Annotated in this window: 20 protein-coding genes; 14 read left to right on the top strand and 6 right to left on the bottom strand. The window is 63.6% G+C overall.

From position 1 onward, the window contains the following. Nucleotides 1-49 precede the first annotated feature (49 nt). From IVB48_RS38050 to IVB48_RS38070, 5 genes are all read left to right on the top strand, one after another. On the top strand, nt 50-1,219 hold the full coding sequence (locus IVB48_RS38050; protein ID WP_027569542.1) for an acetyl-CoA acetyltransferase: 1,170 nt from the start codon (nt 50-52) through the stop codon (nt 1,217-1,219). A 128-nt stretch (nt 1,220-1,347) separates the two neighbouring features. Next, a complete protein-coding gene (locus IVB48_RS38055; RefSeq protein WP_027517389.1) occupies nt 1,348-1,554 on the top strand; it encodes a hypothetical protein in 207 nt (68 codons plus the stop codon). A gap of 121 nt (nt 1,555-1,675) precedes the next feature. Next, nucleotides 1,676-2,899 carry a CoA transferase gene (locus IVB48_RS38060; RefSeq protein ID WP_247408254.1) on the top strand — a complete coding sequence of 408 codons (1,224 nt, stop codon included), beginning with the start codon at nt 1,676-1,678 and terminating at the stop codon, nt 2,897-2,899. Then, entirely contained in the window at nt 2,896-4,032 is a 1,137-nt protein-coding gene (locus tag IVB48_RS38065; RefSeq protein WP_247408256.1) for a thiolase family protein, read from the top strand. The genes IVB48_RS38060 and IVB48_RS38065 overlap by 4 nt, the downstream gene beginning before the upstream one ends. Further along, entirely contained in the window at nt 4,029-4,388 is a 360-nt protein-coding gene (locus IVB48_RS38070; RefSeq protein ID WP_247286567.1) for an OB-fold domain-containing protein, read from the top strand. The genes IVB48_RS38065 and IVB48_RS38070 overlap by 4 nt, the downstream gene beginning before the upstream one ends. Nucleotides 4,389-4,768: 380 nt before the next feature. Here the strand turns inward: IVB48_RS38070 and IVB48_RS38075 are convergent, their stop codons facing one another. Then, nucleotides 4,769-4,939, bottom strand: a complete 171-nt coding sequence (locus IVB48_RS38075) for a hypothetical protein (protein WP_247286566.1) — start codon at nt 4,937-4,939, stop codon at nt 4,769-4,771. Between IVB48_RS38075 and IVB48_RS38080 the strand changes: the two genes are divergently transcribed. Both IVB48_RS38080 and IVB48_RS38085 read left to right on the top strand, forming a co-directional pair. Next, complete coding sequence (locus IVB48_RS38080) at nt 4,938-5,465, top strand: carboxymuconolactone decarboxylase family protein (protein WP_247360488.1); 528 nt, start codon at nt 4,938-4,940, stop codon at nt 5,463-5,465. The two genes, IVB48_RS38075 and IVB48_RS38080, sit on opposite strands and share 2 nt — an antisense overlap. A 26-nt stretch (nt 5,466-5,491) precedes the next feature. Continuing rightward, nucleotides 5,492-5,794 (top strand): nucleoside triphosphate pyrophosphohydrolase family protein, encoded by a 303-nt coding sequence (locus IVB48_RS38085; RefSeq protein ID WP_247286562.1) that lies wholly within the window; start codon nt 5,492-5,494, stop codon nt 5,792-5,794. 5 nt (nt 5,795-5,799) lie between these two features. Here IVB48_RS38085 and glsA read toward each other — a convergent pair whose 3' ends face one another. The 4 genes from glsA to IVB48_RS38105 all read right to left on the bottom strand — a co-directional run bounded on the left by glsA (nt 5,800) and on the right by IVB48_RS38105 (nt 11,334). Next, nucleotides 5,800-7,647 (bottom strand): glutaminase A, encoded by a 1,848-nt coding sequence (gene glsA, locus IVB48_RS38090; protein WP_247408258.1) that lies wholly within the window; start codon nt 7,645-7,647, stop codon nt 5,800-5,802. Nucleotides 7,648-7,669: 22 nt separating this feature from the next. Next, the gene (locus IVB48_RS38095) at nt 7,670-9,745 is read right to left on the bottom strand and encodes a TRAP transporter permease (protein ID WP_247408260.1); all 2,076 of its coding nucleotides are present in this window, start codon (nt 9,743-9,745) and stop codon (nt 7,670-7,672) included. Nucleotides 9,746-9,780: 35 nt separating this feature from the next. Continuing rightward, a complete protein-coding gene (locus IVB48_RS38100; RefSeq protein ID WP_027569550.1) occupies nt 9,781-10,947 on the bottom strand; it encodes a TAXI family TRAP transporter solute-binding subunit in 1,167 nt (388 codons plus the stop codon). A gap of 165 nt (nt 10,948-11,112) precedes the next feature. Then, complete coding sequence (locus IVB48_RS38105; protein ID WP_247408262.1) at nt 11,113-11,334, bottom strand: acetyl-CoA carboxylase biotin carboxyl carrier protein subunit; 222 nt, start codon at nt 11,332-11,334, stop codon at nt 11,113-11,115. A gap of 94 nt (nt 11,335-11,428) precedes the next feature. Here IVB48_RS38105 and IVB48_RS38110 point away from each other — a divergent pair, with 94 nt between their 5' ends. The 7 genes from IVB48_RS38110 (at nt 11,429) to IVB48_RS38140 (ending at nt 20,561) form a co-directional block, all read left to right on the top strand. After that, a complete protein-coding gene (locus IVB48_RS38110; protein WP_247286556.1) occupies nt 11,429-12,403 on the top strand; it encodes a helix-turn-helix domain-containing protein in 975 nt (324 codons plus the stop codon). Then, nucleotides 12,333-13,892 carry a carboxyl transferase domain-containing protein gene (locus IVB48_RS38115; protein ID WP_247286555.1) on the top strand — a complete coding sequence of 520 codons (1,560 nt, stop codon included), beginning with the start codon at nt 12,333-12,335 and terminating at the stop codon, nt 13,890-13,892. Before IVB48_RS38110 ends, IVB48_RS38115 begins: the two co-directional genes overlap by 71 nt. Before the next feature lie 420 nt (nt 13,893-14,312). Continuing rightward, nucleotides 14,313-16,010, top strand: a complete 1,698-nt coding sequence (locus IVB48_RS38120; protein ID WP_247408264.1) for a GMC oxidoreductase — start codon at nt 14,313-14,315, stop codon at nt 16,008-16,010. A 245-nt stretch (nt 16,011-16,255) separates the two neighbouring features. After that, complete coding sequence (locus IVB48_RS38125) at nt 16,256-17,770, top strand: ATPase domain-containing protein (protein WP_247360494.1); 1,515 nt, start codon at nt 16,256-16,258, stop codon at nt 17,768-17,770. After that, on the top strand, nt 17,767-19,476 hold the full coding sequence (locus IVB48_RS38130; RefSeq protein ID WP_247408266.1) for a response regulator: 1,710 nt from the start codon (nt 17,767-17,769) through the stop codon (nt 19,474-19,476). The genes IVB48_RS38125 and IVB48_RS38130 overlap by 4 nt, the downstream gene beginning before the upstream one ends. Nucleotides 19,477-19,773: 297 nt before the next feature. Continuing rightward, complete coding sequence (locus IVB48_RS38135) at nt 19,774-20,337, top strand: hypothetical protein (protein ID WP_247286551.1); 564 nt, start codon at nt 19,774-19,776, stop codon at nt 20,335-20,337. Nucleotides 20,338-20,363: 26 nt separating this feature from the next. Continuing rightward, complete coding sequence (locus IVB48_RS38140; RefSeq protein ID WP_247408268.1) at nt 20,364-20,561, top strand: hypothetical protein; 198 nt, start codon at nt 20,364-20,366, stop codon at nt 20,559-20,561. Here the strand turns inward: IVB48_RS38140 and IVB48_RS38145 are convergent. Beyond that, complete coding sequence (locus IVB48_RS38145; protein ID WP_027569559.1) at nt 20,558-21,853, bottom strand: MFS transporter; 1,296 nt, start codon at nt 21,851-21,853, stop codon at nt 20,558-20,560. The genes IVB48_RS38140 and IVB48_RS38145 overlap by 4 nt on opposite strands. Nucleotides 21,854-21,963 lie beyond the last annotated feature (110 nt).

Genomic DNA, 21,963 nt, shown 5'->3' on the forward strand with positions numbered 1-21,963 from the left:
TCCCTGGGCTAAGACTTAGGTCAGCAAGAGACCGCCAGGGAGATAGACCATGACCGCCAGCATCGTCGGATGGGCGCATACGCCGTTCGGCAAGTTCGACACCGAGACCGTGGAAAGCCTTGTGGTGAAGGTCGCCAATGAGGCGCTGGCGGATGCCGGCATTTCGGCTGGCGATGTCGACGAGATCGTGCTCGGCCATTTCAACGCCGGCTTCTCGCCCCAGGATTTTACCGCCTCGCTGGTGCTCCAGGCCGACCCGAAGCTGCGCTTCAAGCCGGCGACCCGGGTCGAGAACGCCTGCGCCACCGGCTCCGCCGCCGTCCATCAGGGCGTGCGCGCGATCGCGGCCGGCGCGGCCAGGATTGTCCTCGTTGTCGGCGTCGAACAGATGACGCGCACGCCGGGGCCGGAGATCGGCAAGAACCTGCTCAAGGCGTCCTATCTGCCCGAGGACGGCGACACCGTCGGCGGCTTCGCCGGCGTGTTCGGCAAGATCGCCAGCTCCTATTTCCAGAAATACGGTGACCAGTCCGATGCACTGGCGCTGATCGCGGCCAAGAACCACAAGAACGGCGTCGCCAATCCCTTCGCCCAGATGCGCAAGGACTTTGGCTTCGAGTTCTGCCGCGCCGAGAGCGAGAAGAACCCCTACGTTGCCGGCCCCCTGAAGCGCACCGACTGCTCGCTGGTCTCAGACGGTGCCGCTGCCCTGGTGCTGGCCGACGCGGAAACCGCCAAGGGCATGAGCAAGTCGATCGGCTTCCGCGCCACCGCGCACGCCCAGGATTTCCTGCCAATGTCCAAGCGCGACATCCTCCAGTTCGAGGGCTGCACGGTCGCCTGGCAGCGCGCGCTGGAGAAGGCGGGCGTTACACTGTCCGATCTCTCCTTCGTCGAGACCCATGACTGCTTCACCGTCGCCGAGCTGATCGAGTACGAAGCGATGGGCCTGACGCCGAGGGGGCAGGGCGCCCGTGCCATCAAGGAAGGCTGGACGCTCAAGGACGGCAAGCTGCCGGTCAATCCGTCCGGCGGCCTGAAGGCCAAGGGCCATCCGATCGGCGCCACCGGCGTCTCCATGCACGTGATGACCGCGATGCAGCTCGCCGGGCAAGCGCCGGAGGGCATGCAGCTCAAGAATGCAAAGCTCGGCGGCATCTTCAACATGGGCGGTGCGGCGGTCGCCAACTACGTCTCCGTGCTGGAGCCGTTGAAGTAAGCCCCGATCTCGTAGGGTGCGCAAAGGCGCGCAAGCGCCGTGCCCACCATCTTGTTTGCGCTAGATCATGGTGGGCACGCTTCGCTTTGCCCACCCTACGGCACTGATTGATTCGCGGGACATGCATCATGAGCAATGACTACGAAGATTCGCTGTCGATGGACGCACTCAACGATCGCATCGCGATTCTCGAGGACAATATCCGCCAGCTCATCGAGCAGGCCGCGGCCGCCTCGGGTGAGCAGAACGAGTCGCGGATCGCGGACCGCATCAACCAGCAGAATGAGGAGCTCGACCGTCTCCTCAAGATTCGCGAATCCCGTCAGAAGAAATAGCGGCCCTTCGCCGCCGGCGCATGCGGCCATACGCCGGCCGCCCTTGCGCACGCGACGCCGCTGCCGTTAGCTGGACCGAAATCGCAGGGCTCATCTGAGCCCGCGCAATCGGGAGCGAACGATGGGACCGCTGAAGGGCATCAAGGTCGTCGACATGACCACCGTGCTGATGGGTCCCTATGCGACCCAGATGCTCGGAGACTACGGCGCAGACGTCATCAAGGTGGAATCTCTGGACGGCGACGTCACCCGCCTGATCGGTCCGATGCGGCACGCCGGCATGGGCCCGGTGTTCCTCAACACCAACCGCAGCAAGCGCTCGATCTGCCTCGACCTGAAGAAGCCCGCCGGCCGCGGGGCCGTGCTGCGCTTGCTGAAAGATGCCGACGTTCTCGTCTACAACGTCCGCCCGCAGGCAATGGCGCGGCTTCAACTGGGCTATGACGTTGTTGCCAAGATCAATCCGCGTTTGGTCTATGCCGGCGTGTTCGGCTTCGGCCAGGACGGGCCGTATGCTGCAAAACCCGCCTATGACGATCTGATCCAGGGCGCCACCGCGCTGCCGGCTCTGATGGCGCAGACCGGTGACGGCGTGCCGCGCTATGTGCCGAACGCACTGGTCGATCGCATTGTCGGCCTTACCGCCGTCGGCGCGATCTGCGCCAGCCTCGTGCACCGCGACCGCACCGGACGCGGTCAGCGCGTCGACATCCCGATGTTCGAGACCATGGCCGGCTTCGTCATGGGCGACCACATGGGCGGGCTCACCTACGAGCCTCCGCTGGACGAGGGCGGTTACGCCCGCCATCTCTCGCGCGACCGCCGGCCCTACAAGACGTCGGACGGCTATCTCAGCGTCATCGTCTACAACGACAAGCAGTGGGAAAACTTCTTCAAGGCGACGGGACGCGACGATCTGCGGGCCGACGCGATGTTCGCGACATTCGCCGGCCGCGCCGCCAATATCGACGTGGTCTATGCCGAGCTCGCGCGCATCTTCGAGACGCGTTCCACAACGGAATGGATCGACCTGCTCACCAAGGCCGATGTGCCTGTGATGCCGATGCACGATCTCGCGTCGATGCTGCACGATGAGCATCTGGAGGCGACCGGCTTTTTCCCAGTGGTGAACCATCCAACTGAAGGGCCGATCCGGAGTATGAGGGTGACGGCGACTTGGTCGGAGACCGAAGCCGAACCGGTGCGGCTCGCGCCGCAGCTGAACGAGCACGGCGCGGAAATCCTCCGTGAGGTCGGCTACTCCGCGGACGAGATCGACGCCATGGTCCGCGATGGCGTCACCCGTTCGCCGCCCCGTAATGACGATGCACAGGTGCGTCCGTGAGCTTCATCACCGGTGTCGGCCTCACGCCTTTCGGCAAGCACGAAGGTTCGTCCTCGCTCGACCTGATGAGCAGGGCCGCGCAAACCGCGCTCGACGATGCCGGGCTCAAGCGCGCCGACATCGACGGCATCCTCTGCGGCTACTCCACCGTGTCGCCGCACATCATGCTGGCGACCGTCTTTGCCGAGCATTTCGGCATCCGTCCCAGTTACGCCCACGCCGTCCAGGTCGGGGGCGCGACCGGCCTCGCGATGACCATGCTGGCGCATCAACTCGTCGAGGCTGCAGTCGCCCGCAACGTGCTCGTGGTCGCCGGTGAGAACCGTCTCACCGGACAGAGCCGCGATGCCTCGATCCAGGCGCTGGCGCAGGTCGGCCATCCCGACTACGAGGTGCCGCTCGGCCCGACCATTCCCGCCTATTACGGTCTGGTCGCCAACAGATACATGCACGAATACGGCGTGACGGAAGAAGACCTCGCCGAATTCGCGGTGCTGATGCGCGCCCATGCCTGCACCCATCCCGGCGCGCAATTCCGCGATTCCATCACTGTTTCCGACGTCATGGCCTCGAAGCCGGTGGCGATGCCGCTGAAGCTGCTCGATTGCTGCCCGGTGTCCGACGGCGGCGCAGCCTTCGTCATCAGCCGCGAGCGGACGGGAGAGGCCGGCGTGCGCATTCGCGGCTGTGCCCAGGCCCATACCCATCAGCACGTCACTGCAGCGCCCGCCCTGAGCCAACTAGGCGCCGAGATCTCCGTCGCCCGCGCCAGGGACGCGACCGGCCTTGCGATCTCCGACGTGCGCTACGCCGCGATCTATGACAGCTTTACGATCACGCTCGCGATGCTGCTGGAAGATCTTGGTCTCGCTGGCCGCGGCGAAGCAGCCGCGCGCGTGCGCGCAGGCCATTTCAGCCGAGACGGCGCGATGCCGCTGAACACCCATGGCGGCCTGCTCAGCTACGGTCATTGCGGCGTCGGCGGCGCCATGGCGCATCTCGTGGAAACGCATCTGCAGATGACGGGGCGGGCGGCGAATCGTCAGGTGCGCGACGCCTCGATCGCGCTGCTGCACGGCGACGGCGGCGTGCTGTCGTCTCACGTCAGCATGTTCCTGGAGCGGGTGCGATGAGCGAGCGTCTAGCCGACTGGACCAAGGGCGAACAAGCCGTCATTTATCAGACCTGCACCGCATGCGGCCATGTGCAGTATTTTCGTCGCGCCTTCTGCGCGGCCTGCGGCGCGTCCGATTCGCGCGAGCAGCGCGCCAGCGGCAAGGGCAGGGTCTACGCGACGTCGCTGGTCTGCCGCGCCGCCACGCCCGAGACGCGCGCGCACGTGCCTTACAACATCCTGCTGGTCGATTGCGCCGAGGGTTTTCGCATGATGGCGCATGGTGAGAATGATCTCGCCATCGGCGATGAGGTCAGCGCGAGCTTCAAACGGTTCGCCGGCAAGCTGGTGCCGTTCTTCGCCAAAGACGGATAGTGAAATTGGATGTAGCCCTGATTGCGCTGCGCTCCATCTGGGCTACTGCAGCAACGCAAGCGGTGGGATCCGTCATTCGGGGGCGGTCCTGAGAGACCGAGCCTGGAACGGGAATTCTGGGCCTGGCCTGTGCGAGGGCCACCCCGGAATGACGAAAGCACTCACCCGACTCTTAACTAGCGCCCGTAGAACAGGATGCTGGCGATGACGAGCATCGCCATCACCGCCAGCATATGCGCGAACGCTTCCGAGGCCGCCCCCTTGGTGGCTTCCTTCATGCCGTATTCTCCCTAGACTTGGGCGTGACTCATCGATGCGCGGTTAGCGCCCAACGGCCAATTGTTTTTACTCGGAACACCCCTTGCGAGTATCCGCCGCGATCAAGTCCCCACGCGGCGAATATCGACTGTACCAAGGTCGTTCAGCAATGCGGCGGCATTTTGACTCGATGTTGTTGCTCCTGCGGACGCGCAAGAATACAGTTTCGTGGAACTTTCGCCGCTAACGACAAAAAGCATCAAAGGCTTAGGAAAAAACTTCAGGAAAATCATGGCCCGTATCAACTACAGCGACCCATCCCAAGCATCCGACCGCACCCGCGAAATCCTCGACAAGAATCGCAATGCCAACATCTTCCGCATGATGTCGCATTCGCCGAGCTACTTTGAGCAATACTGCCGCCTCGGCGGTGCCATCCGCCACAAGGGCGAACTCGATCCGATCGTGCGCGAGCTCGCGATCACTCGCACTGGCATCCTGTGCGAGGCGCCGTATGAGATCGTCGCGCACAAGCGTATCGGCAAGAATGTCGGCGTCACCGACGAGCAGAATGAGGCGCTCGAGAACTGGCAGACCGCGAGCTGTTTCGATGAGACGCAACGCGCCGCGCTCGCGTTCACCGACGAGATCGTGAAGCTGAACAAGCCGACGGATGCGATCTTCAAGGCGATCGCGGCGAAGTTGACGCCAGCCGCGCTCGTCGAGCTGCAGCTCTCGGTCGGATTCTACATCATGACGTCAAAGTTTCTGGAGACCTTTGAGATCGACCTTCAGCCGGTCACCGAAGTGGTAGGCTGATCGAGCAATTGCTGTGAGGGACGCTCATGACGATCGATGAATATGCCGCCTGGGCTGCAACGATTGCGAAAGTCGATGAGCGTCCGTCCAACGAACGGCTGTCCTATCTAGGGCTCGGCCTCGCCGGCGAATCCGGCGAAGTCGCCGACCACATCAAGAAGCTGCTCCGCGATGACTGGCTCGACCAGGCGGGCCTCGTCGAAGAGCTGGGTGATGTCATCTATTACTGGGCATGCCTGTGCGTGGCGACCGGCCAGCGGCCATCCGAGCTGCTCAAGACCAGTGCCGCCAAGATCAAGCGGCGGATCAGCGAGGCGGCGAGCCGCTAGGCCGCTCAGGTCGACGTCAGGATATCCACCCTGGCGTTGGCGACGATCAGGCGGTCGGCGAGAAGCTGCGCAAGGTTGCGCATGATGCGTTCGCTGGCGTGCGGGTGCTGCTTGCGGAAGCGTTCGAACGCTTTCAGGGGCGCCTCGAACGCGGTCGCCGCCATATCCGCGAACACGTCAGCGGAGCGAGTGGTGTCGATCAGCGCCATCTCGCCGAACGCCATGCCGGCGGTGAGTGTTGCGAGCCGTACTCCGTCGGGCAGGGTGACATGCACCGCGCCGCTGCGCAGGAAGAAAAGGGAATCGGCTGCGGCGCCCGTGGTGAGGATTTTCGCGCCAGACTGATAGGTCCGGATCGTGCAGATCGAGGCGAGGTCGGTCAGCTCTTCCTCGCTCATGCCGGCCAGCAGCGGCTGCTCGGCAAGCTCGGTGGTCTCGTGGAAATCGATCGAGCCTCCGTACCGATAGATGATCTGGTCTTCGGCCCATTCGATCGCGGTGTCGAGCAAATAGAAGTCGCGGACGTTCTTGAGCTCGGCGGTCCATTCCCGCAGGCTGTCCCATTCCTTGGAGGCACGCCTGACGCCTGACAGCACGACGGTCACATTCAGCGCCGCGAGTTCCTCGAACGCTTCGGCCACCAGCCGCGCTCCGGCGCGTGTGGTGGAGGTGACGCGGTGGAGATCGAAGATCACGAATTGCGGCCGCGGCCGCCCCGCAAGCCGGCGCGAGACATAGTCGACCGCCGACAGCGACAGCGTGCCGACCAGCTCGATGATCCGCACCTCCTCCTCGTGGGCTGCGAGAATATCGCGCTCCTGCGGGCGGCGCACGCGCCGCGACGGACTCTTGCCGATGTCGTAATCGGCGATGACGGCGTTGCGCGCGTCGTCGCTGCGGTTGAGCATGTGCAAATCGTAATGCGAGGACAGCGCCTCGCACACCTTGATGCCGCGCACGCTGTTGCCGTGCTTGTCGAGCCTTGGCGAATAGCTGCCGAGCCCGAGGCGAGCGGGGAGGGCGGCGAGAATTCCGCCGCCGACGCCACTCTTGGCGGGGATGCCGATCCGGTAGATCCATTCGCCGGCATAGTCGTACATGCCCGACGACGTCATCACCGAGAGCGTGCGCGAGATCGCGTAAGGCGTCAGCACCTGCTCGCCGGTAACCGGGTTGACGCCGCGGTTGGCGAGCGTTGCCGCCATCACCGCGATGTCGCGCGCGGTGACCAGTACCGCGCATTGCCGGAAATAGACGTCGAGCACGGCGGCGACATCGTCCGAGATCACCGCATTGGTCTTGAGGAGATAGCCGATGGCGCGATTGCGGTCGCCGGTCTGGCTTTCGGAAGCGTAGACGGCCTCGTCGACGGCGAGGTCGCGGCCGGCAAAACGACCGAGCGCGAGGCGAATGTGCTCGAAAGCGTCCGGACCCTTGCTGTCGTGGATCAGCCCGGTGCAGGCGATCGCGCCGGCATTGACCATCGGGTTGAATGGATGGTTGTCCGAGTTGAGCCGGATCGAGTTGAAAGGATCGCCGGAGGGCTCGACGCCGATCGCGCTCTCGACCCTGTTTGCGCCGAGCAGGTCCAGCGCCAGTGCGAACGCGAACGGCTTTGACATCGACTGAATGGTGAAGGGCACCCTGGAGTCGCCGACCTCGTAGACATGACCGTCCAGGGTCGCGAGGCTGATGCCGAAACAGGCAGGATCGGCCTTGCCGAGCTCGGGAATGTAGTCGGCGACCGCGCCCGAGGTCTCCGCCGAGAATTCGTTGAGGCAATTGTCCAGAAACCGCAGCAAAGGCGGCTTCGAACGGGTCCATGCGGTGGCGAGAGGCGAAAGCGGTTTCATCGCCTCTCTTTGTGCAACGCAATCAGGGCACGCGCAACCCGTTCGGCACCATGGTCTGCCGCCGGACCAGCAGCAGGGCGAGCAAAACCGTGGGAACGAGGATGGCGAGGCCGAGCAGCGTCACCTGCATCTGCGACAGCGGCATGATGCCGCCGCCGGGGGTGGCCACCACAAACCCGCCGATCACCAGCAGCACGCGGATCGGCCATTCCAGCGCACCGGCGCCGCGGAGATCGCCGACGAAGGGCTGGTAGCCCTGGATGCCGCCGCAGATGAACAGCGTCCCGAACGCCGCAAGCGCCATCAAACCGAGGCCGGCCAAATAGGGGCTCGGCCCCTGCAGCACCAGCGCGGGATTGAGCACGAAGAAGAACGGGATGAAATAGATGATGCTGCCGACCCACATCGATTCCCAGCCCGTCTTCATCGCGGGCGAGCCGGCAATACCTGCCGCTGCGAACGAGGCGATCGCCACCGGCGGGGTGATCGACGACAGCATGCCCCAGTAGAAGATGAACATGTGCACGGCCATCTTGTTCAGCCCGAGCTTCTCCAGCGCCGGTGCGACCAGGATGGCGAGGAAGATGTAGCAGGCCGTCGTGGTCAACCCGAGGCCGAGGATCAGGCTGGTGAGGGCGCACATGCCGAGCAGCAGGAACGGATTGTCACCGGCAATGCGCAGCAGGTCGTTGGCGAGGCTCGACACCACGCCTGTCATCGAGAAGGCGCCGATCAGCAGGCCGCAGCCCGCGAGGATGCCGACGAGCTCGACGAAGGTGCGCCCGTTGACCTCGAGGAATTTGCCGATGGTCGCGACGGTCCAGCGCGTGTTCTTTGCGAACAACTGGTTGAGGACCAGAAGCAGTGCTGTGGCGTAGAATGGCGCATGGCTCTCGCGCTTGAAGTAGAGCAGCATGACGATCAGCAGCGCGATCACGAAGACGTAGTACCAGCCGTCCCGGATCGTATCCATGACCCGCGGCAGCTCCGCGCGCGGAATACCCTTCAGCCCGTGTCGTGCGGCGTAAGAATCGACCTGCATGAACAGACCGATGTAATAGAGCGCGGCCGGAATGATGGCGGCGATCGCGACATCGGCGTAGCTGACATTGAGGAATTGCGCGATCACGAAGGCGGTCGCGCCCATCACCGGCGGCGCCAGCACCGCGCCGGTCGAGGCACAGGCCTCGATCGCGCCGGCATAAGATGCGCGAAAGCCGCTCTTCTTCATCACCGGAATGGTCATGGTGCCGGCGGTGAGCACGTTGGAGATGATCGAGCCCGACATCATGCCGAGCAGGCCGCTAGCGAAGATGCAGACCTTTGCCGCGCCGCCGCGGAAGGTGCCGCACAGCGCGAAGGCGAGATTGATGAAGAACTTTCCGGCGCCGGTCATCATCAGCGCGGTGCCAAACACCAGGAAGCCGATCACGGTGTCGGCAAACGCCTGGATGGGAATGCCGAGCAGGCTTTCGCCCGACAGCACGTGATAGGCGGTCGCTTGCTCCAGCGTCGACTGCGTGCCGCGGAACGGCCCGAGCCAGCTGGATTCTGCGAACAGCGGATAGACGGTGAAGGGGAGCACGCTCAGTAGCAGGCTCCAGCCGCCGGTCCGGCGCAGCGCCTCCATCAGCATCACCCACATCACGAGACCCGCGGCTGTCACGCTGTTCGGCGCGCCGCCGAATTCCCAGCCGGCCTCCGCGGCCTTGCGCACGTTCGACATCAACACAAGCGCTGCGGCAAAAGTCACGACGAAGCAGAGAAGATCATACCAGGGAATGCGGTCGAGCGGCGCGCGTGCGGTCCCCGGGAAGATCAGGAACGTGAACGGCAGCATCAGGGCGATCAGGAGATAGAAGTACTCCGTGTTGAGCTGGGTGTAGCCGACGAAGAAGCGCAGCGAGAATTGCTGGTTGATGCAGAGCAGGACGGTCGCGGCGGTCGCGACGACGAGCATCCAGCGCCACGCGCCGGGCAAGCTTCGGACGCGCGTGACCTCCGCTTCCTGCATGTTGCCGGCGGCGCCATGCGGATCGTCGAACACGATCCGCTTGGCCTCGTCCTGCGCGGCGGTGGAGACTGAAGCAGACGACATGATCGACCCCGCGCGTGGGCAATAAACGCTGAGAACTAATCCTCGAACCCGTTCGGCATGTCGGTCTTCGCAAGGGCTGTGGCACGCGCCTTCATCCAGCCGTCGAGGAACGCCTTGTCATCCGCAGGCGGGTTGGACTTTCCGTAGTCGGTCCACGCTGCGCCAAGCACCTCCTGGCGCTTGATCAGTCTGTTGTTGTGAGCGTCCTGCGCGTCGCTCCATTGCCCGGCTTCCTTCAGCGCCTTTACCGCGCCGGGATGCACCGGCACCACCCAGTTCTTGGTCTGGCGATCGGCCGCAAGCCCGCCGGCGCCGGGCGCGGCGTCCTTGTAGGAATCGTAGTTCACGATCATGGCTTTGGTGATCGCATAGACCTGGTCGGGGGCTTGCGAGGCGTAGGCGACGAAAATCGGGTAGGGGTAGTTACCGAGCTCGATCGGTTTGTCCGGCGAGATGCCGGCGCCGCAGGTCGCGGTCTGCGGGAAAAAGAATGAACCGACCTTCTGCATCCGCGCCCAGCCTTCCTTGTCCTTGGCGGGCAGCGGCGGCCAGATCAGGCCGCGCGGCGAGGTCTCGGCTTCCTTGGCGGGGCCGGTGATGGTGGTGCCGAAGGCCGCGTCGGTGTCGTTGTTGATCAGGCCCTTCCACATCGCGCCGTAGCTTGCGAACTCGACGACCCTGACGTCCTTCTGCGTCAGGCCGGCGAAGGCGAGCACCGCGAGCGAATTCTGGTTCAGCGCCGGCGAGCCGACGACGAATCCGACGCGCTTGCCCTTGAGATCCTTCAGCTCCTTCACGCCTGTATCCGCAGCCACGCCGAGCGTGCCGCAATTGCAGTCGACGGATGAGAGCAGGATCTGGAGCGGTTGCGGGCCCCACTCCCTGGAGCCGAACTCGAACACGCCTTCCTGCGCGAAATAGGTCCCCGATCCCATCGCCGCGGAGACCGCACGCTTGGCGCGCAGCGGCGCCAGACGCGCGACGTCGTTGCCTGCGGGGAGCACGCGCACGTCGGTCGAATATTTGTCCTTCATCATCTTGCCGACGCCGACCGCGATGTTGAAGCCGGCGGTGCCGGTGTCATAGGCGGTGAACGTCAATGTCGCCGGTAGCTTGATGTCTTCGGCGAATGCATAGCGTGTAGACGCAAAAGAAAGGCCCGCCACCAAGGCAGGCGCGAGCACGATCAGCCCACGAAGCATGTTTCCCTCCAATGATCCTCGCGTTTGCCGCGACGATTTTCTTTCTTTGTTTGAAACAAGTTTGTTTGAAACGGATCATGTCATCGCGATCAAGCAATGGCAACGCCGTACCGCGAACGCAGCAATGAGGCTGACAGATTGTCGCGGAAACGACGGAGAATGCAGTCAGTTCGCAACGATCGCGATCGCCTGTCCCTCGGCAACGACGTCGTCGAGCTTGACCAGAAGCGACGTGATCTCGCCGCTTGCAGGAGAAAGCACAGGTATCTCCATCTTCATCGCTTCGACCACCACAATCTCATCACCATCCGCCACGGTTCCTCCAACTTGCACGGGAGTTGAGCAGATGCGACCCGCGATCTCCGTGACGATCTTAATCTCTGGCATGCCATCGCCTTCTTCTTGTGGTCGCAAAATGCCTGAGGTAGTTTCTTCTGCAAGCGGAATTTAATTCCGCACAGCGGAACAAGCGGTAGGGATCATGGGACGACGTTCAGAGCGGTTGAGTAGACAAGGTGCGCTCGCCGGCGATGCCGGTGAGGGTGATGTCATCCAAGTGGTGTCGCGCGCGTTCGACGTGTTGCGATGCTTCGAGGGCCACGATAGCAGGCTCGGCAATCTCGAAATTTCAAACCGCTGCGGCCTGCCGCGCTCGACCGTGTCGCGGCTCACGCACACGCTGACGCGAATGGGTCAGCTGGTCTATCTGCCGCGCGATCAGAAATATCGCATCGGGCCGAGCGCGGTGGCGATGAGCGCCTCGATGATGAAGGGCGCGCAGCTGCGCAGCATGATTCGCCAGCGGCTCCAGGAAGTCGCCGAGCAACTGCCCGGCACGGTTGGTTTCGTGGTCCCCGATCGCTTCCATCTGGTCTATCTCCAGTTTGCGCGCTCGGCCTCGGCACTCGGCCTGCACGAGGGCACCGGCAGCCGCATCTCGATGGCCTCCACTGCTGCGGGCGCAGCCTACACCGCGGCATTGGCGCCCGAGGTCGGCGATGCCTTCATCGCAGACATGGAGCGGGAAGCTCCCGAGGCTGCGAAAATCCTGCGGCCCCGCATCGAGGCCAATCGGCAGTCGCTGCATGAGCGCGGCTATGTCGTGGCCTGCGGCTTGTGGAGCCCGCACATCAACGGGCTCGCGGTGCCGATCTGGTCGCCGCAGTATCAGACGTTTGTGGTGATCACGATCGGTCTTCTGTCGTCGATGTATGACGAGCAGCGTCTGCATGCCGAAGTCGCCCCGTTGATGGTCGCGCTCGGCCGCTCGCTCGGCAGCCTGATGGACGGCGCGGAGGGCGACGTATTCAACGCTCGCATCCCGCGCAAACCGGTCGCCATGGCCGTGCACAACAATAACAAGCCGATCAATTCGGAGGGAGTGAATGAACTGGAAGTCGGAACTCGACGAGCTCGCCCGGCGCGAAGCCTTCGCGCGGGAGATGGGCGGCGTTGACAAGGTCAAGCGTCAGCATGACCAGGGCCGACTGACTGTTCGGGAACGTATCGACAGACTGACCGACAAAGGCAGCTTTCACGAAATCGGTGCCGTCTCCGGCGTCGGCGAGTACGATTCCAGCGGCGAGTTGCAGAAATTGACGCCGGCGAACTGCGTGTTCGGCCGTGCCCGCGTCGAAGGCCGCACCGTCGTCGTGGTCGGCGACGACTTCACCGTGCGCGGCGGCTCGGCGGACGCTTCCATCTCCGCAAAGCCGCTGATGGCGGAGGAGATGGCGCATGATCTCCGCCTGCCCATCGTCCGCATCATCGAAGGCTCCGGCGGCGGCGGCTCGGTCAAGACCATCGAGACCAAGGGCGCGGCGAACTTGCCGGGTGGCATCGGCGGCACACGCTGGTATCGCTTCACAACGGAGAATTTGTCGCGCGTGCCCGTGGTCGCGCTCGGCCTCGGCTCGGTCGCAGGGCTCGGTGCCGCGCGTCTTGCCGCCAGCCACTATTCCATCATGACCCGGAAGTCCGCGATGTTCGTCGCAGGCCCGCCGGTGGTGAAGGCGCTGGGGCAGGATCTCTCGAAGGAAGAGCTCGGCGGCGCCGACATCCAGACCCGCGCCGGCGCGGTCGATCATGCCGTCGACACCGAGGAGGAGGCCTTTGCCTGCGCGCGGCGATTCCTGTCCTATCTGCCGTCGTCGGTTGACGGGCTGCCGCCGACCTTGCCCTGCACCGACAATCCGGAGCGCACCGAAGAGGCGCTGATGAGCGCGGTCCCGCGCAACCGCAAGCAGGTCTACAAGATACGGCCGATCGTCGAACAGGTCGTGGACAAGGGTTCGTTTTTCGAGGTCGGCAAGAATTTCGGCAAGCCGATCATCGTCGGCCTCGCGCGGCTCGAGGGCAGGGCGGTGATGGTGCTTGCCAGCGACAGCTTTCACTATGGCGGCTCCTGGACGGCGAATGCCTGCCAGAAGGTGGTGCGCTGGGTCGACTTCGCAGAGACCTTCCATTTGCCGATCGTCTATCTCATGGACTGCCCCGGCTTCATGATCGGGCTCGATGCGGAGAAGGCGGGCACCATCCGCCATGGCGTTCGCGCCATGGCCGCGGTCAACCAGACCACGGTGCCCTGGTGCACGGTGATCCTGCGCAATGCCTTCGGCGTCGCCGGCGTGGTGCATCAGCCCGCCGACCGCTTCTCGATCCGCTACGCCTGGCCGTCGGCCTATTGGGGCTCGCTCCCGCTCGAAGGCGGCATCGAAGCCGCCTACCGTGCGGACATCGACGCGGCTGAGGACAAGGCGGAGAAACTGAAAGAGATCGAGGACCGCCTCAACAAGCTGCGCTCGCCGTTCCGCTCCGCCGAAAAGTTCTGGGTGGAGGAGATCATCGATCCCAGGAAGACGCGGTCGCTGCTGTGCGAGTTCGCGCGGCTGGCGGAGCCATTGCGAAAGCCGGGGCCGCCGGGGAATTTTTCGATCAGGCCGTAGTTTCAGCCGTCACTGCGAGCCGCTGATGCCGACCTCTGCCCAATGCCAGTTGAGCAAAATTGATCTATCGCAACGCCACGCGTCCGATTGTCTGCAAGCGTCTCGTTTGAAACGAGGGAGAGACGTCATGACAAATGCGGGTAACGCGCTGCTTTGGACGGCCATATTTTTCTGTCTGTCGTTTGCTTCAATTTTTGTAGTCTGGTTTGCCGAGCGGTTGCGCGCGGGCTTCGTGAGGAAGCCGTAAAGCTTCCCAGGTTCGGTAGCTCGTCAACTGCTGACCCGACGATGGGTGCCTGCCGATAGGGCGCCTTCGATGTTGCCGCTGTCTGTGCTCCGCTTTGCCGCGGCAGTGATGACGTGACCTCAAAACAATTACGCGCTACGCTTCCCGGGCAAGAACAAAAGGAAGCGCCAATCGTGTACGACTTCATTATCGTGGGCGGCGGCTCGGCGGGGTCCGTGCTGGCCCACCGGCTCTCCGCGAGGAGCGCCAACAAGGTCCTGCTCTGCGAGGCTGGACAGGACACACCGCCCGGCGACGAGCCGGCCGAGATCAGGGACAGCTATCCGGGTACGGCCTATTTCGATCCGCGCTTCCACTGGACCGAGCTCAAGGTCACGACCCAGATCGTCAGCCATAACAATCCGAACGAAGGACGTCCGCCCTTACGCAAATACGAGCAGGCTCGCGTGCTTGGCGGCGGCTCCTCGATCAACGGCCAGATGGCCAACCGCGGCGCGCCGACCGACTACGACGAATGGGACGCGCGCGGCGCTGCGGGGTGGAGCTGGAACGATGTGCTGCCCTTCTTCAAGAAGGTCGAGCGCGACCTCGATTTCGACGGTCCCTACCACGGCAAGGACGGCCGCATTCCGGTCCGCCGAATTCCCAGGGAGCACTGGACGCGGCATTCGCAGGCGTTCGCGCAAGCCTTCCAGCAGGCCGGACATCAGTTCCTGCCGGACCAGAACGGCGAGTTCGTCGACGGGTTTTTCCCGGTGACGCACTCCAACCAGGCCGAGCAACGCGTCTCGGCCGCCATGGGCTATCTCGATCGTGATACGCGCAAGCGCGCCAATCTGACGATCTCCACCAACACGCAGGTCAGAGAGCTGCTGTTCGAAGGCACGCGATGCGTCGGCGTGAAGGCCGTGGTCGACGGACGGGAGCAGGAATTCCGCGGCCGCGAGATCATTCTCTCCAGCGGCGCCATCCATTCGCCGGCGCATCTGTTGCGCGCCGGCATCGGCCCAGTCGGACACCTCAAGGACATGGGCATTCCCGTGCTGATGGGGCTACAGGGCGTCGGCCAGCGCCTGATGGATCATCCCTCGATCTCGCTGTCGTCCTTTGTCCGCCGCGGAGCGCGGATGAACGAGCACACCAGGCGCCACATGCAGCTTGGCCTGCGTTACTCGTCCGGGCTCGAAGGCGTACCGAAAGGCGACATGTTCGTCGTCCTGCTCAGCAAATCAGCTTGGCACGCTGTCGGTGAGCAGATCGGATCGCTGCTAACATTCGTCAACAAGACCTATTCCGAGACCGGGCAGGTCAAGCTTGCCTCGCGCGATCCGGCAGTCGAGCCGATCGTCGAGTTCAACCTGTTGTCCGACCGGCGCGACCTCGATCGCCTGATGAGCGGTTTCCGCAAGATGGCGGCCGTGCAGATGAGCGACGTCGTCAGGGCCGTGACGGACAAGCCATTCCCGGCCTCCTATACCGACCGCGTACGCAAGATCGGCGTGGTCAACACCAGGAACCGGATACTGACAAAAATCGCCGCGGCCCTGATGGATGGGCCGGCGGCGCTGCGCCACTACATGATCGACAATTTCGTGGTCGAGGGCTTCACCTTCGACGACGTCATCAACGACGACGAGGCGCTGGAAGCCTTCGTGCGCAAGGCGACCATCGGCGTGTGGCACGCCTCCTGCTCGTGCCGCATGGGCCGGGCCGACGATCCGATGGCGGTCGTCGATCCAGAGGGCCGCGTCAAAGGCGTGCAGGGCCTGCGCGTCGTCGACGCCTCGATCTTCCCGGTGGTGCCGTGTGCCAACACCAATTTTCCGGTCCTGATGTCGGCGGAGAAGATCGCGGCCGCGATCATGCAGTGAGCCGGGGCGGTTTGCACCGTCCGCCGGGAAGCATGTCGATCGAGCCCTTGCACGCTGAAATGATGCAGCCAAAACTGTTCCGCTGGGACAGGCTGAGGCCCATGCGCCCGCTTGCGGAACCGGGAACCGGCCTCGGGCGTTTCTTTGCCAAATCTCGCCTTTCGGCTTGGAACCGGGGCGCTAGGCTGCGCGGTCCGTGTCGGGCCTGAGCGCGTCTTTTTGGCGACAGACCTTAAGGGGGTTCAATGATCGATTCTTCGAGCGGGGCGCAAACCAGCGACCCCGAAGACTTGCCCAGGATTTCGACCGGCAGCGACGGTCTGGACGACATCCTCTGCGGCGGGCTCGATCCCAATCGCATGTACCTCTACGAGGGTCGGCCCGGCTCGGGCAAGACCACGATGGCGCTTCAATTCCTTCTCGAGGGCGTCCGCTGCGGTGAACGCGTGCTCTATATCTCCTTGTCGGAAACCAAACGTGAGCTGACGCTGGTTGCGCAGCGGCACGGCTGGTCGCTGCAAGGTGTCGACATCTTCGAACTGGTTCCGCCGGAGACGACGCTGGATCCCGAGCGGGAGCTCACCGTCTTCCATCCCGCTGAAATGGAGCTGAGCGAAACGACGGGCCTAATATTCAAGGAAGTCGAACGGATCAATCCCGCGCGCGTGGTGCTGGACAGCCTGTCCGAGCTGCGCCTCCTCGCGCAGAACCCGCTGCGGTACCGGCGCCAGGTCCTGGCCTTGAAGCACTTCTTCACCAACCGCAATTGCACGGTCATCCTCCTCGACGACCTCTCGTCCTCCCAGGACGATTTACAACTCCATTCGATCGCGCATGGCGTGGTGATGCTCGAACAGCTCGCCATCGATTATGGAGCAGAGCGCCGGCGGATGCGCGTCATCAAGATGCGCGGCATTCGATTTCGCGGCGGCTTCCACGATTTCACCATTGAAGCAGGAGGTGTGCGGATATTCCCCCGGCTGGTCGCGGGGGAACATCACGCATCGTTCATCGGTGAGTTGACGCCGAGCGGCAATGCGCAACTCGACCAGCTCCTGGGAGGAGGGCTCGAGCGCGGCACCAGTGCGCTTCTTTTGGGCGCCGCCGGTGTCGGCAAGTCGTCTCTCGCGCTGACCTATGCGATCGCGGCGGCAGCCCGTGGTGAGCATGCGGTGTTCTTTGCCTTCGATGAAGGTCGCGGCACGGTGGAAGCCCGGGCTCGGACGCTTGGCCTGCCCCTTGAAACGCACCTGCAATCGGGACTCATCCGCTTTCAACAGATCGATCCCGCCGAGATGTCCCCCGGGGAATTCGCCGCGAATGTACGAAAGAGCGTCGAAAAGGATAACGCCCGGATTGTCATCATCGACAGTCTGAACGGTTACCTCAACGCGATGCCGGATGAGCGATTCCTCATCCTTCAGATGCATGAGCTCCTGAGCTATCTCGGGCAGAAAGGCGTGCTGACCGTCCTGATCCTCGCTCAACATGGGCTGGTCGGTCCGATGGAAACGGCTCTCGATATCAGCTATTTGAGTGATGCGGTGCTCATGCTGCGCTATTTTGAGGTCGGCGGAACGGTGCGGCGTGCCCTCTCCGTCGTGAAGAAGCGCAGCGGCAATCATGAAAACTCAATCCGCGAGTTTCGTCTTGGCCGCGCTGGCATCACGCTAGGCCCTCCGCTGAGCGAGTTCAGCGGCATTTTCTCCGGAAATCCGCGTTATACGGGCACGGAGATGCCGGAGGGGCCGGCGGAATGAGCGCGGACCGCGATCATTGCGTTCTCGTGTTTGCTCCGATCGGCCGTGATGGGGCGGCATCGGTCGAGCTTTTCCGCAGTTCGAATCTCGTCGCAATCAATTGTCGAGGTCTCCCTGAACTGGTCAGCGAGATGTCGGCGGGCGTGGGCGCGGTCCTTCTTGCCGAGGAAGGATTGTTCGGGAAGGATACCCAGCCGTTGGCACGTTGGATCGAGCGACAGCCGCCCTGGTCTGACCTGCCCTTTGTCATTCTCACCAGCCACCGGGAGCAGCCGGCTGTGGTTGCCTGGCGCCGCGGCATCGTCGAGACACTCCGCAATGTTTCGCTGCTTGAACGCCCGGTTCAGCCGATCACGCTGACAAGCGCGGTTCAATCCGCACTGCGGGCCCGCCGACGGCAATATGAAATTCGCACACTCCTGCAGGCGCGCGAGCGGACCGCCCAGGAGCTCGAGAAGCTCGTGGTCGAGCGCACCCGTGCGCTCGAAGAGGCCAACAAGCATCTGCGGGCCGAAATGGAAGAGCGCGCCCGCGTCGAGGAAACTCTTCGTCAGGCCCAGAAGATCGAAGCCATCGGACAATTGACCGGCGGAGTAGCTCACGACTTCAATAACCTGCTGATGGTGATCTCCGGCGGATTGGACATGCTCGATCGGCAGACAGATCCTGATCGGCGGCGTCGGCTGTTGCAGGGAATGGTTCAGGCGGCGCAGCGCGGTGCCGGCCTGACCCGGCAGCTTCTAGCATTTTCACGGCGGCAGAAGCTCCGGCCAGAGGCTGTCGACATCGCATCGCAGATCGGCGGCATGCGCGAACTGCTCGATCGGAGCCTGAGAGGCGACGTTCACGTCGAGTTCGATTTTCCGGATGGTCTTTGGCCGGTGGAGGTCGATCCGGGAGAGCTCGAACTGGTCATTCTCAACCTGGCGGTCAACGCCCGCGATGCGATGCCGAACGGCGGCACGATCGTTGTTCGTGGCGAGAACCTGGCCGGCTTCGACGAGGATGAAATTTCGGGCGATTACGTCCGCCTGTCCGTGGTCGACAGGGGCGTCGGGATGAGCCCCGAGATCCTGGCGCGGGTCTTCGAACCGTTCTTCACGACCAAGGATGTCGGGAAAGGCTCGGGCCTGGGGCTTGCGCAGGTGCACGGATTTGCGACGCAATCACGCGGGATGGTTCGAATAAAATCGATCGTCGACGAGGGCACCAGCATCGAGCTCTATTTGCCGCGATCCAGGAATATTCCTTCGGGTGAACGGCATCTCATCGACCTGAACAGGGCGCGTCCCAAGAAGGCTAATCATGGCCGGGTTCTCCTCGTCGAAGACGACGACGAGGTCGCCGCGCTGGTCAGCGAAATGCTTGCGCAACTCGGTTACCAGGTCACGCGCGCGGCTAGTGCTGCGGCGGCCCTCGGTGCCCTAGCGGACGGCCGCTCCGTCGATCTGGTGTTTTCCGATATCATGATGCCCGGCGGCATGAACGGTGTCGAACTCGCGTCCGAGATAAAGAGGAGGCGAAGCGACATCCCGGTCCTGCTGACGAGCGGATACGCCGAAGCCGCGGTTCACGACGCCGAAATGGCCGGGATCCGGATCCTGTCGAAGCCCTACCACATCGACGAGCTCGCCGCAGCGCTCAGTGCTGCAAAATCGGACTTTGCGATAGCCACAGGAGCGGGTTTGGCGACGACTCGGGGCTGACCACGCGCGCAACAATTACTGCCCGGGTTTATGGCTCGAGGGCGCCCTGGGCGTTTGCGCGCTCGGCCGGTCGACGTCCGTCGCTGGGCGGCGTGCACATGCGGTAGCGTCTCAGTTGCGACGACACGCATTCGTTCTCTGCGAGTAGTCCATCTCTGCCGCTACGTCTGGGCTATGAGGACTGCAGAAATCGGCCCGCAAATGAAGCCACTTTCGGCCGCTTTTTTAGCCCATTTCAGCCAAACTGTTATTGGTTTCTCATTGCCGGGGCAGGGATCTTCAATTTGGAGCCCTGCAATGTTCAAGGCGGTTCTTTCTGCGTGTCTCTTGGTTGCCCTCAGCTCCGTCGCTTCCGAAGCACGGACTTATCGCATTCATCAAGTACCTGAATGCAACGTCACGATGCCCTGCGACTTCTCGTATGCGCAAACGCGCCGTGAGCGGACTTCCCGGTCCCCACTAACTCCCAGGTCCTCGCTACAAGCCTATCGCGCAACGCAACTGACGGTGACCAGCGCGGGCAGCGCCCCGACGGCGGACATCTCCGGCGCTCGCATTGTCGGTAGTCGTCCGGCAGGGTGTCCTTCATCCTTCTGCGGCTGCGGCGCGGCTCTGCGCGTGTTCGGCCGTATCGTGCCGGAATTGAATCTTGCGGCCAATTGGCTGCGCTTCCCGCGGACATCACCCGCACCGGGAATGGTCGCAGCGCGACGTGGACATGTGTTCGTCCTCGAGCAGCACCTGGAAGGGGACACCTGGATGGCGTACGACGCCAACTCGGGCGGACACGCGACGCGAATGCATGCGCGTTCATTGCGTGGCTATACGATCGTCAACCCGCGCGGTGGTTCCGTCGCCTGAGAGGCCAGCCGACATAATTGCGACGCATGAACATCCGCAAGGCGTCTGTCGACGGCTACGGCAGGTTCGCCTTGCTGATTTTTCGATCTGCGACGGCTGGTCGCGTTTTATTTCAGGTACGTCTTCCGCAATCGAGCGGCATCCCGAACCCGAACGACCCGCCTCGTGTCGGGCGGATCGGTGACGCCGAACTCTACGGCGTCACCGGCACCATCAGATACTAAGCCATCGCGGCTTGCGGCTTTGGCTTCGGTTGTCGCGACAACGTCAGCACGATCAGCGCGGCGAACACGCAGAGCGCGCCGGCGATGAAGAAGGCGGGCAGGTAGCTCTGATAGACCGTCCGCGAGAAACCGGCGCCGAAGGCGGCGGTGCCCGCGCCGAGCTGGTGGCCGGCAAAGATCCAGCCGAACACAAGATTGGCGCGCTCAGGTCCGAATTTCTGCGCGGTCAGGCGCACCGTGGGCGGCACGGTTGCGATCCAGTCGAGTCCGTAGAACATCGCGAAGATCGAGAGCCCATAGAACGAGAAATCGCTGAAGGGGAGGAAGATCAGCGAGAGCCCGCGCAGGCCGTAATACCAGAACAGCAGGTAGCGGTTGTCGTAGCGGTCCGACAGCCAGCCCGACATGATGGTGCCGAAGAAGTCGAAGATGCCCATGGCAGCCAGCAAGCCCGCGGCCTGCACCTGCGGGATGCCGAAATCGAGGCACATCGGAATCAGATGCACCTGCACGAGGCCATTGGTGGATGCGCCGCAGACGAAGAACGTCGCAAACAGGACCCAGAACGCGCTGCTCTTCGAGGCGTCGCGCAGCGTGCCGAGTGCCACGCCGGTGATCGAGCCATGGCTGACGGGCGGGGCGGGCAGGGGTGTGGTGCCTTCGTCGCCGAACGGGCGCAGGCCCAAATCGCTCGGACGGTCGCGCATCGCGAGCAGGACCGCGAGGGCGGAAACACCAAGCGCGATGCAGACGAAGCCGAGCGCAAGTCGCCAGCCGAAACGTTCGGTGAGGCTTGCCAGCAGCGGCAGGAACACGAGCTGGCCGGTGGCGACGCTCGCGGTCATGATGCCGACGACGAGGCCGCGCCGCGCTGCGAACCAGCGCGTCGCGATGGTGGCGCCCAGCACCAGTGCGGTCATGCCGGTGCCGATCCCGATCACGACGCCCCACAGCGCCACGAGCTGCCAGACCTCCGTCATGCCGAGCGAGAGCACCAGCGCCGAGACGACGATGAGCTGCGCGGTCAGCGTGACGTTGCGGAGGCCGTAACGGTTGAGCAGGGCTGCCGCAAACGGCGCCATCAGCCCGAACAGGATGAAGCGGATTGACAGCGCGGAGGAGATCTCCGCCGTGCTCCAGCCGAATTCCTTCTGAAGCGGAACGATGAACACGCCGGGCGCGCCGACCGTGCCGGCGCTGATCAGCGCGGTGAGGAAGGTCACGCCGACCATCACCCAGCCGTAGTGGATATTGCGGCGGCCGAGTGTTGCCGCGAGCCAGTTCGAGATCATTGGGCCTCAATCTTGGTAGGCAGGATTTGAAACACCTGCGCAAGTTTGCAGAGTGGCACGAGACGCGTCTGTCTGAAATGACGGAGTTCCCTCATTTCCGGACTTTCACC

This window comes from Bradyrhizobium sp. 76, assembly GCF_023073025.1.
Lineage (GTDB): Bacteria > Pseudomonadota > Alphaproteobacteria > Rhizobiales > Xanthobacteraceae > Bradyrhizobium.

Excerpts from the sequence above, each read along its gene's own strand:
- IVB48_RS38095 (WP_247408260.1), bottom strand. The coding sequence starts at position 9,745 with ATGTCGTCTGCTTCAGTCTCCACCGCCGCGCAGGACGAGGCCAAGCGG.
- IVB48_RS38080 (WP_247360488.1), top strand. The coding sequence starts at position 4,938 with ATGGCCCGTATCAACTACAGCGACCCATCCCAAGCATCCGACCGCACC.
- glsA (WP_247408258.1), bottom strand. The coding sequence starts at position 7,647 with ATGAAACCGCTTTCGCCTCTCGCCACCGCATGGACCCGTTCGAAGCCG.
- IVB48_RS38135 (WP_247286551.1), top strand. The coding sequence starts at position 19,774 with ATGTTCAAGGCGGTTCTTTCTGCGTGTCTCTTGGTTGCCCTCAGCTCC.
- IVB48_RS38085 (WP_247286562.1), top strand. The coding sequence starts at position 5,492 with ATGACGATCGATGAATATGCCGCCTGGGCTGCAACGATTGCGAAAGTC.
- IVB48_RS38100 (WP_027569550.1), bottom strand. The coding sequence starts at position 10,947 with ATGCTTCGTGGGCTGATCGTGCTCGCGCCTGCCTTGGTGGCGGGCCTT.
- IVB48_RS38055 (WP_027517389.1), top strand. The coding sequence starts at position 1,348 with ATGAGCAATGACTACGAAGATTCGCTGTCGATGGACGCACTCAACGAT.
- IVB48_RS38110 (WP_247286556.1), top strand. The coding sequence starts at position 11,429 with ATGGGACGACGTTCAGAGCGGTTGAGTAGACAAGGTGCGCTCGCCGGC.
- IVB48_RS38145 (WP_027569559.1), bottom strand. The coding sequence starts at position 21,853 with ATGATCTCGAACTGGCTCGCGGCAACACTCGGCCGCCGCAATATCCAC.
- IVB48_RS38115 (WP_247286555.1), top strand. The coding sequence starts at position 12,333 with ATGAACTGGAAGTCGGAACTCGACGAGCTCGCCCGGCGCGAAGCCTTC.
- IVB48_RS38060 (WP_247408254.1), top strand. The coding sequence starts at position 1,676 with ATGGGACCGCTGAAGGGCATCAAGGTCGTCGACATGACCACCGTGCTG.
- IVB48_RS38125 (WP_247360494.1), top strand. The coding sequence starts at position 16,256 with ATGATCGATTCTTCGAGCGGGGCGCAAACCAGCGACCCCGAAGACTTG.
- IVB48_RS38130 (WP_247408266.1), top strand. The coding sequence starts at position 17,767 with ATGAGCGCGGACCGCGATCATTGCGTTCTCGTGTTTGCTCCGATCGGC.
- IVB48_RS38140 (WP_247408268.1), top strand. The coding sequence starts at position 20,364 with ATGAACATCCGCAAGGCGTCTGTCGACGGCTACGGCAGGTTCGCCTTG.
- IVB48_RS38075 (WP_247286566.1), bottom strand. The coding sequence starts at position 4,939 with ATGATTTTCCTGAAGTTTTTTCCTAAGCCTTTGATGCTTTTTGTCGTT.
- IVB48_RS38105 (WP_247408262.1), bottom strand. The coding sequence starts at position 11,334 with ATGCCAGAGATTAAGATCGTCACGGAGATCGCGGGTCGCATCTGCTCA.
- IVB48_RS38050 (WP_027569542.1), top strand. The coding sequence starts at position 50 with ATGACCGCCAGCATCGTCGGATGGGCGCATACGCCGTTCGGCAAGTTC.
- IVB48_RS38070 (WP_247286567.1), top strand. The coding sequence starts at position 4,029 with ATGAGCGAGCGTCTAGCCGACTGGACCAAGGGCGAACAAGCCGTCATT.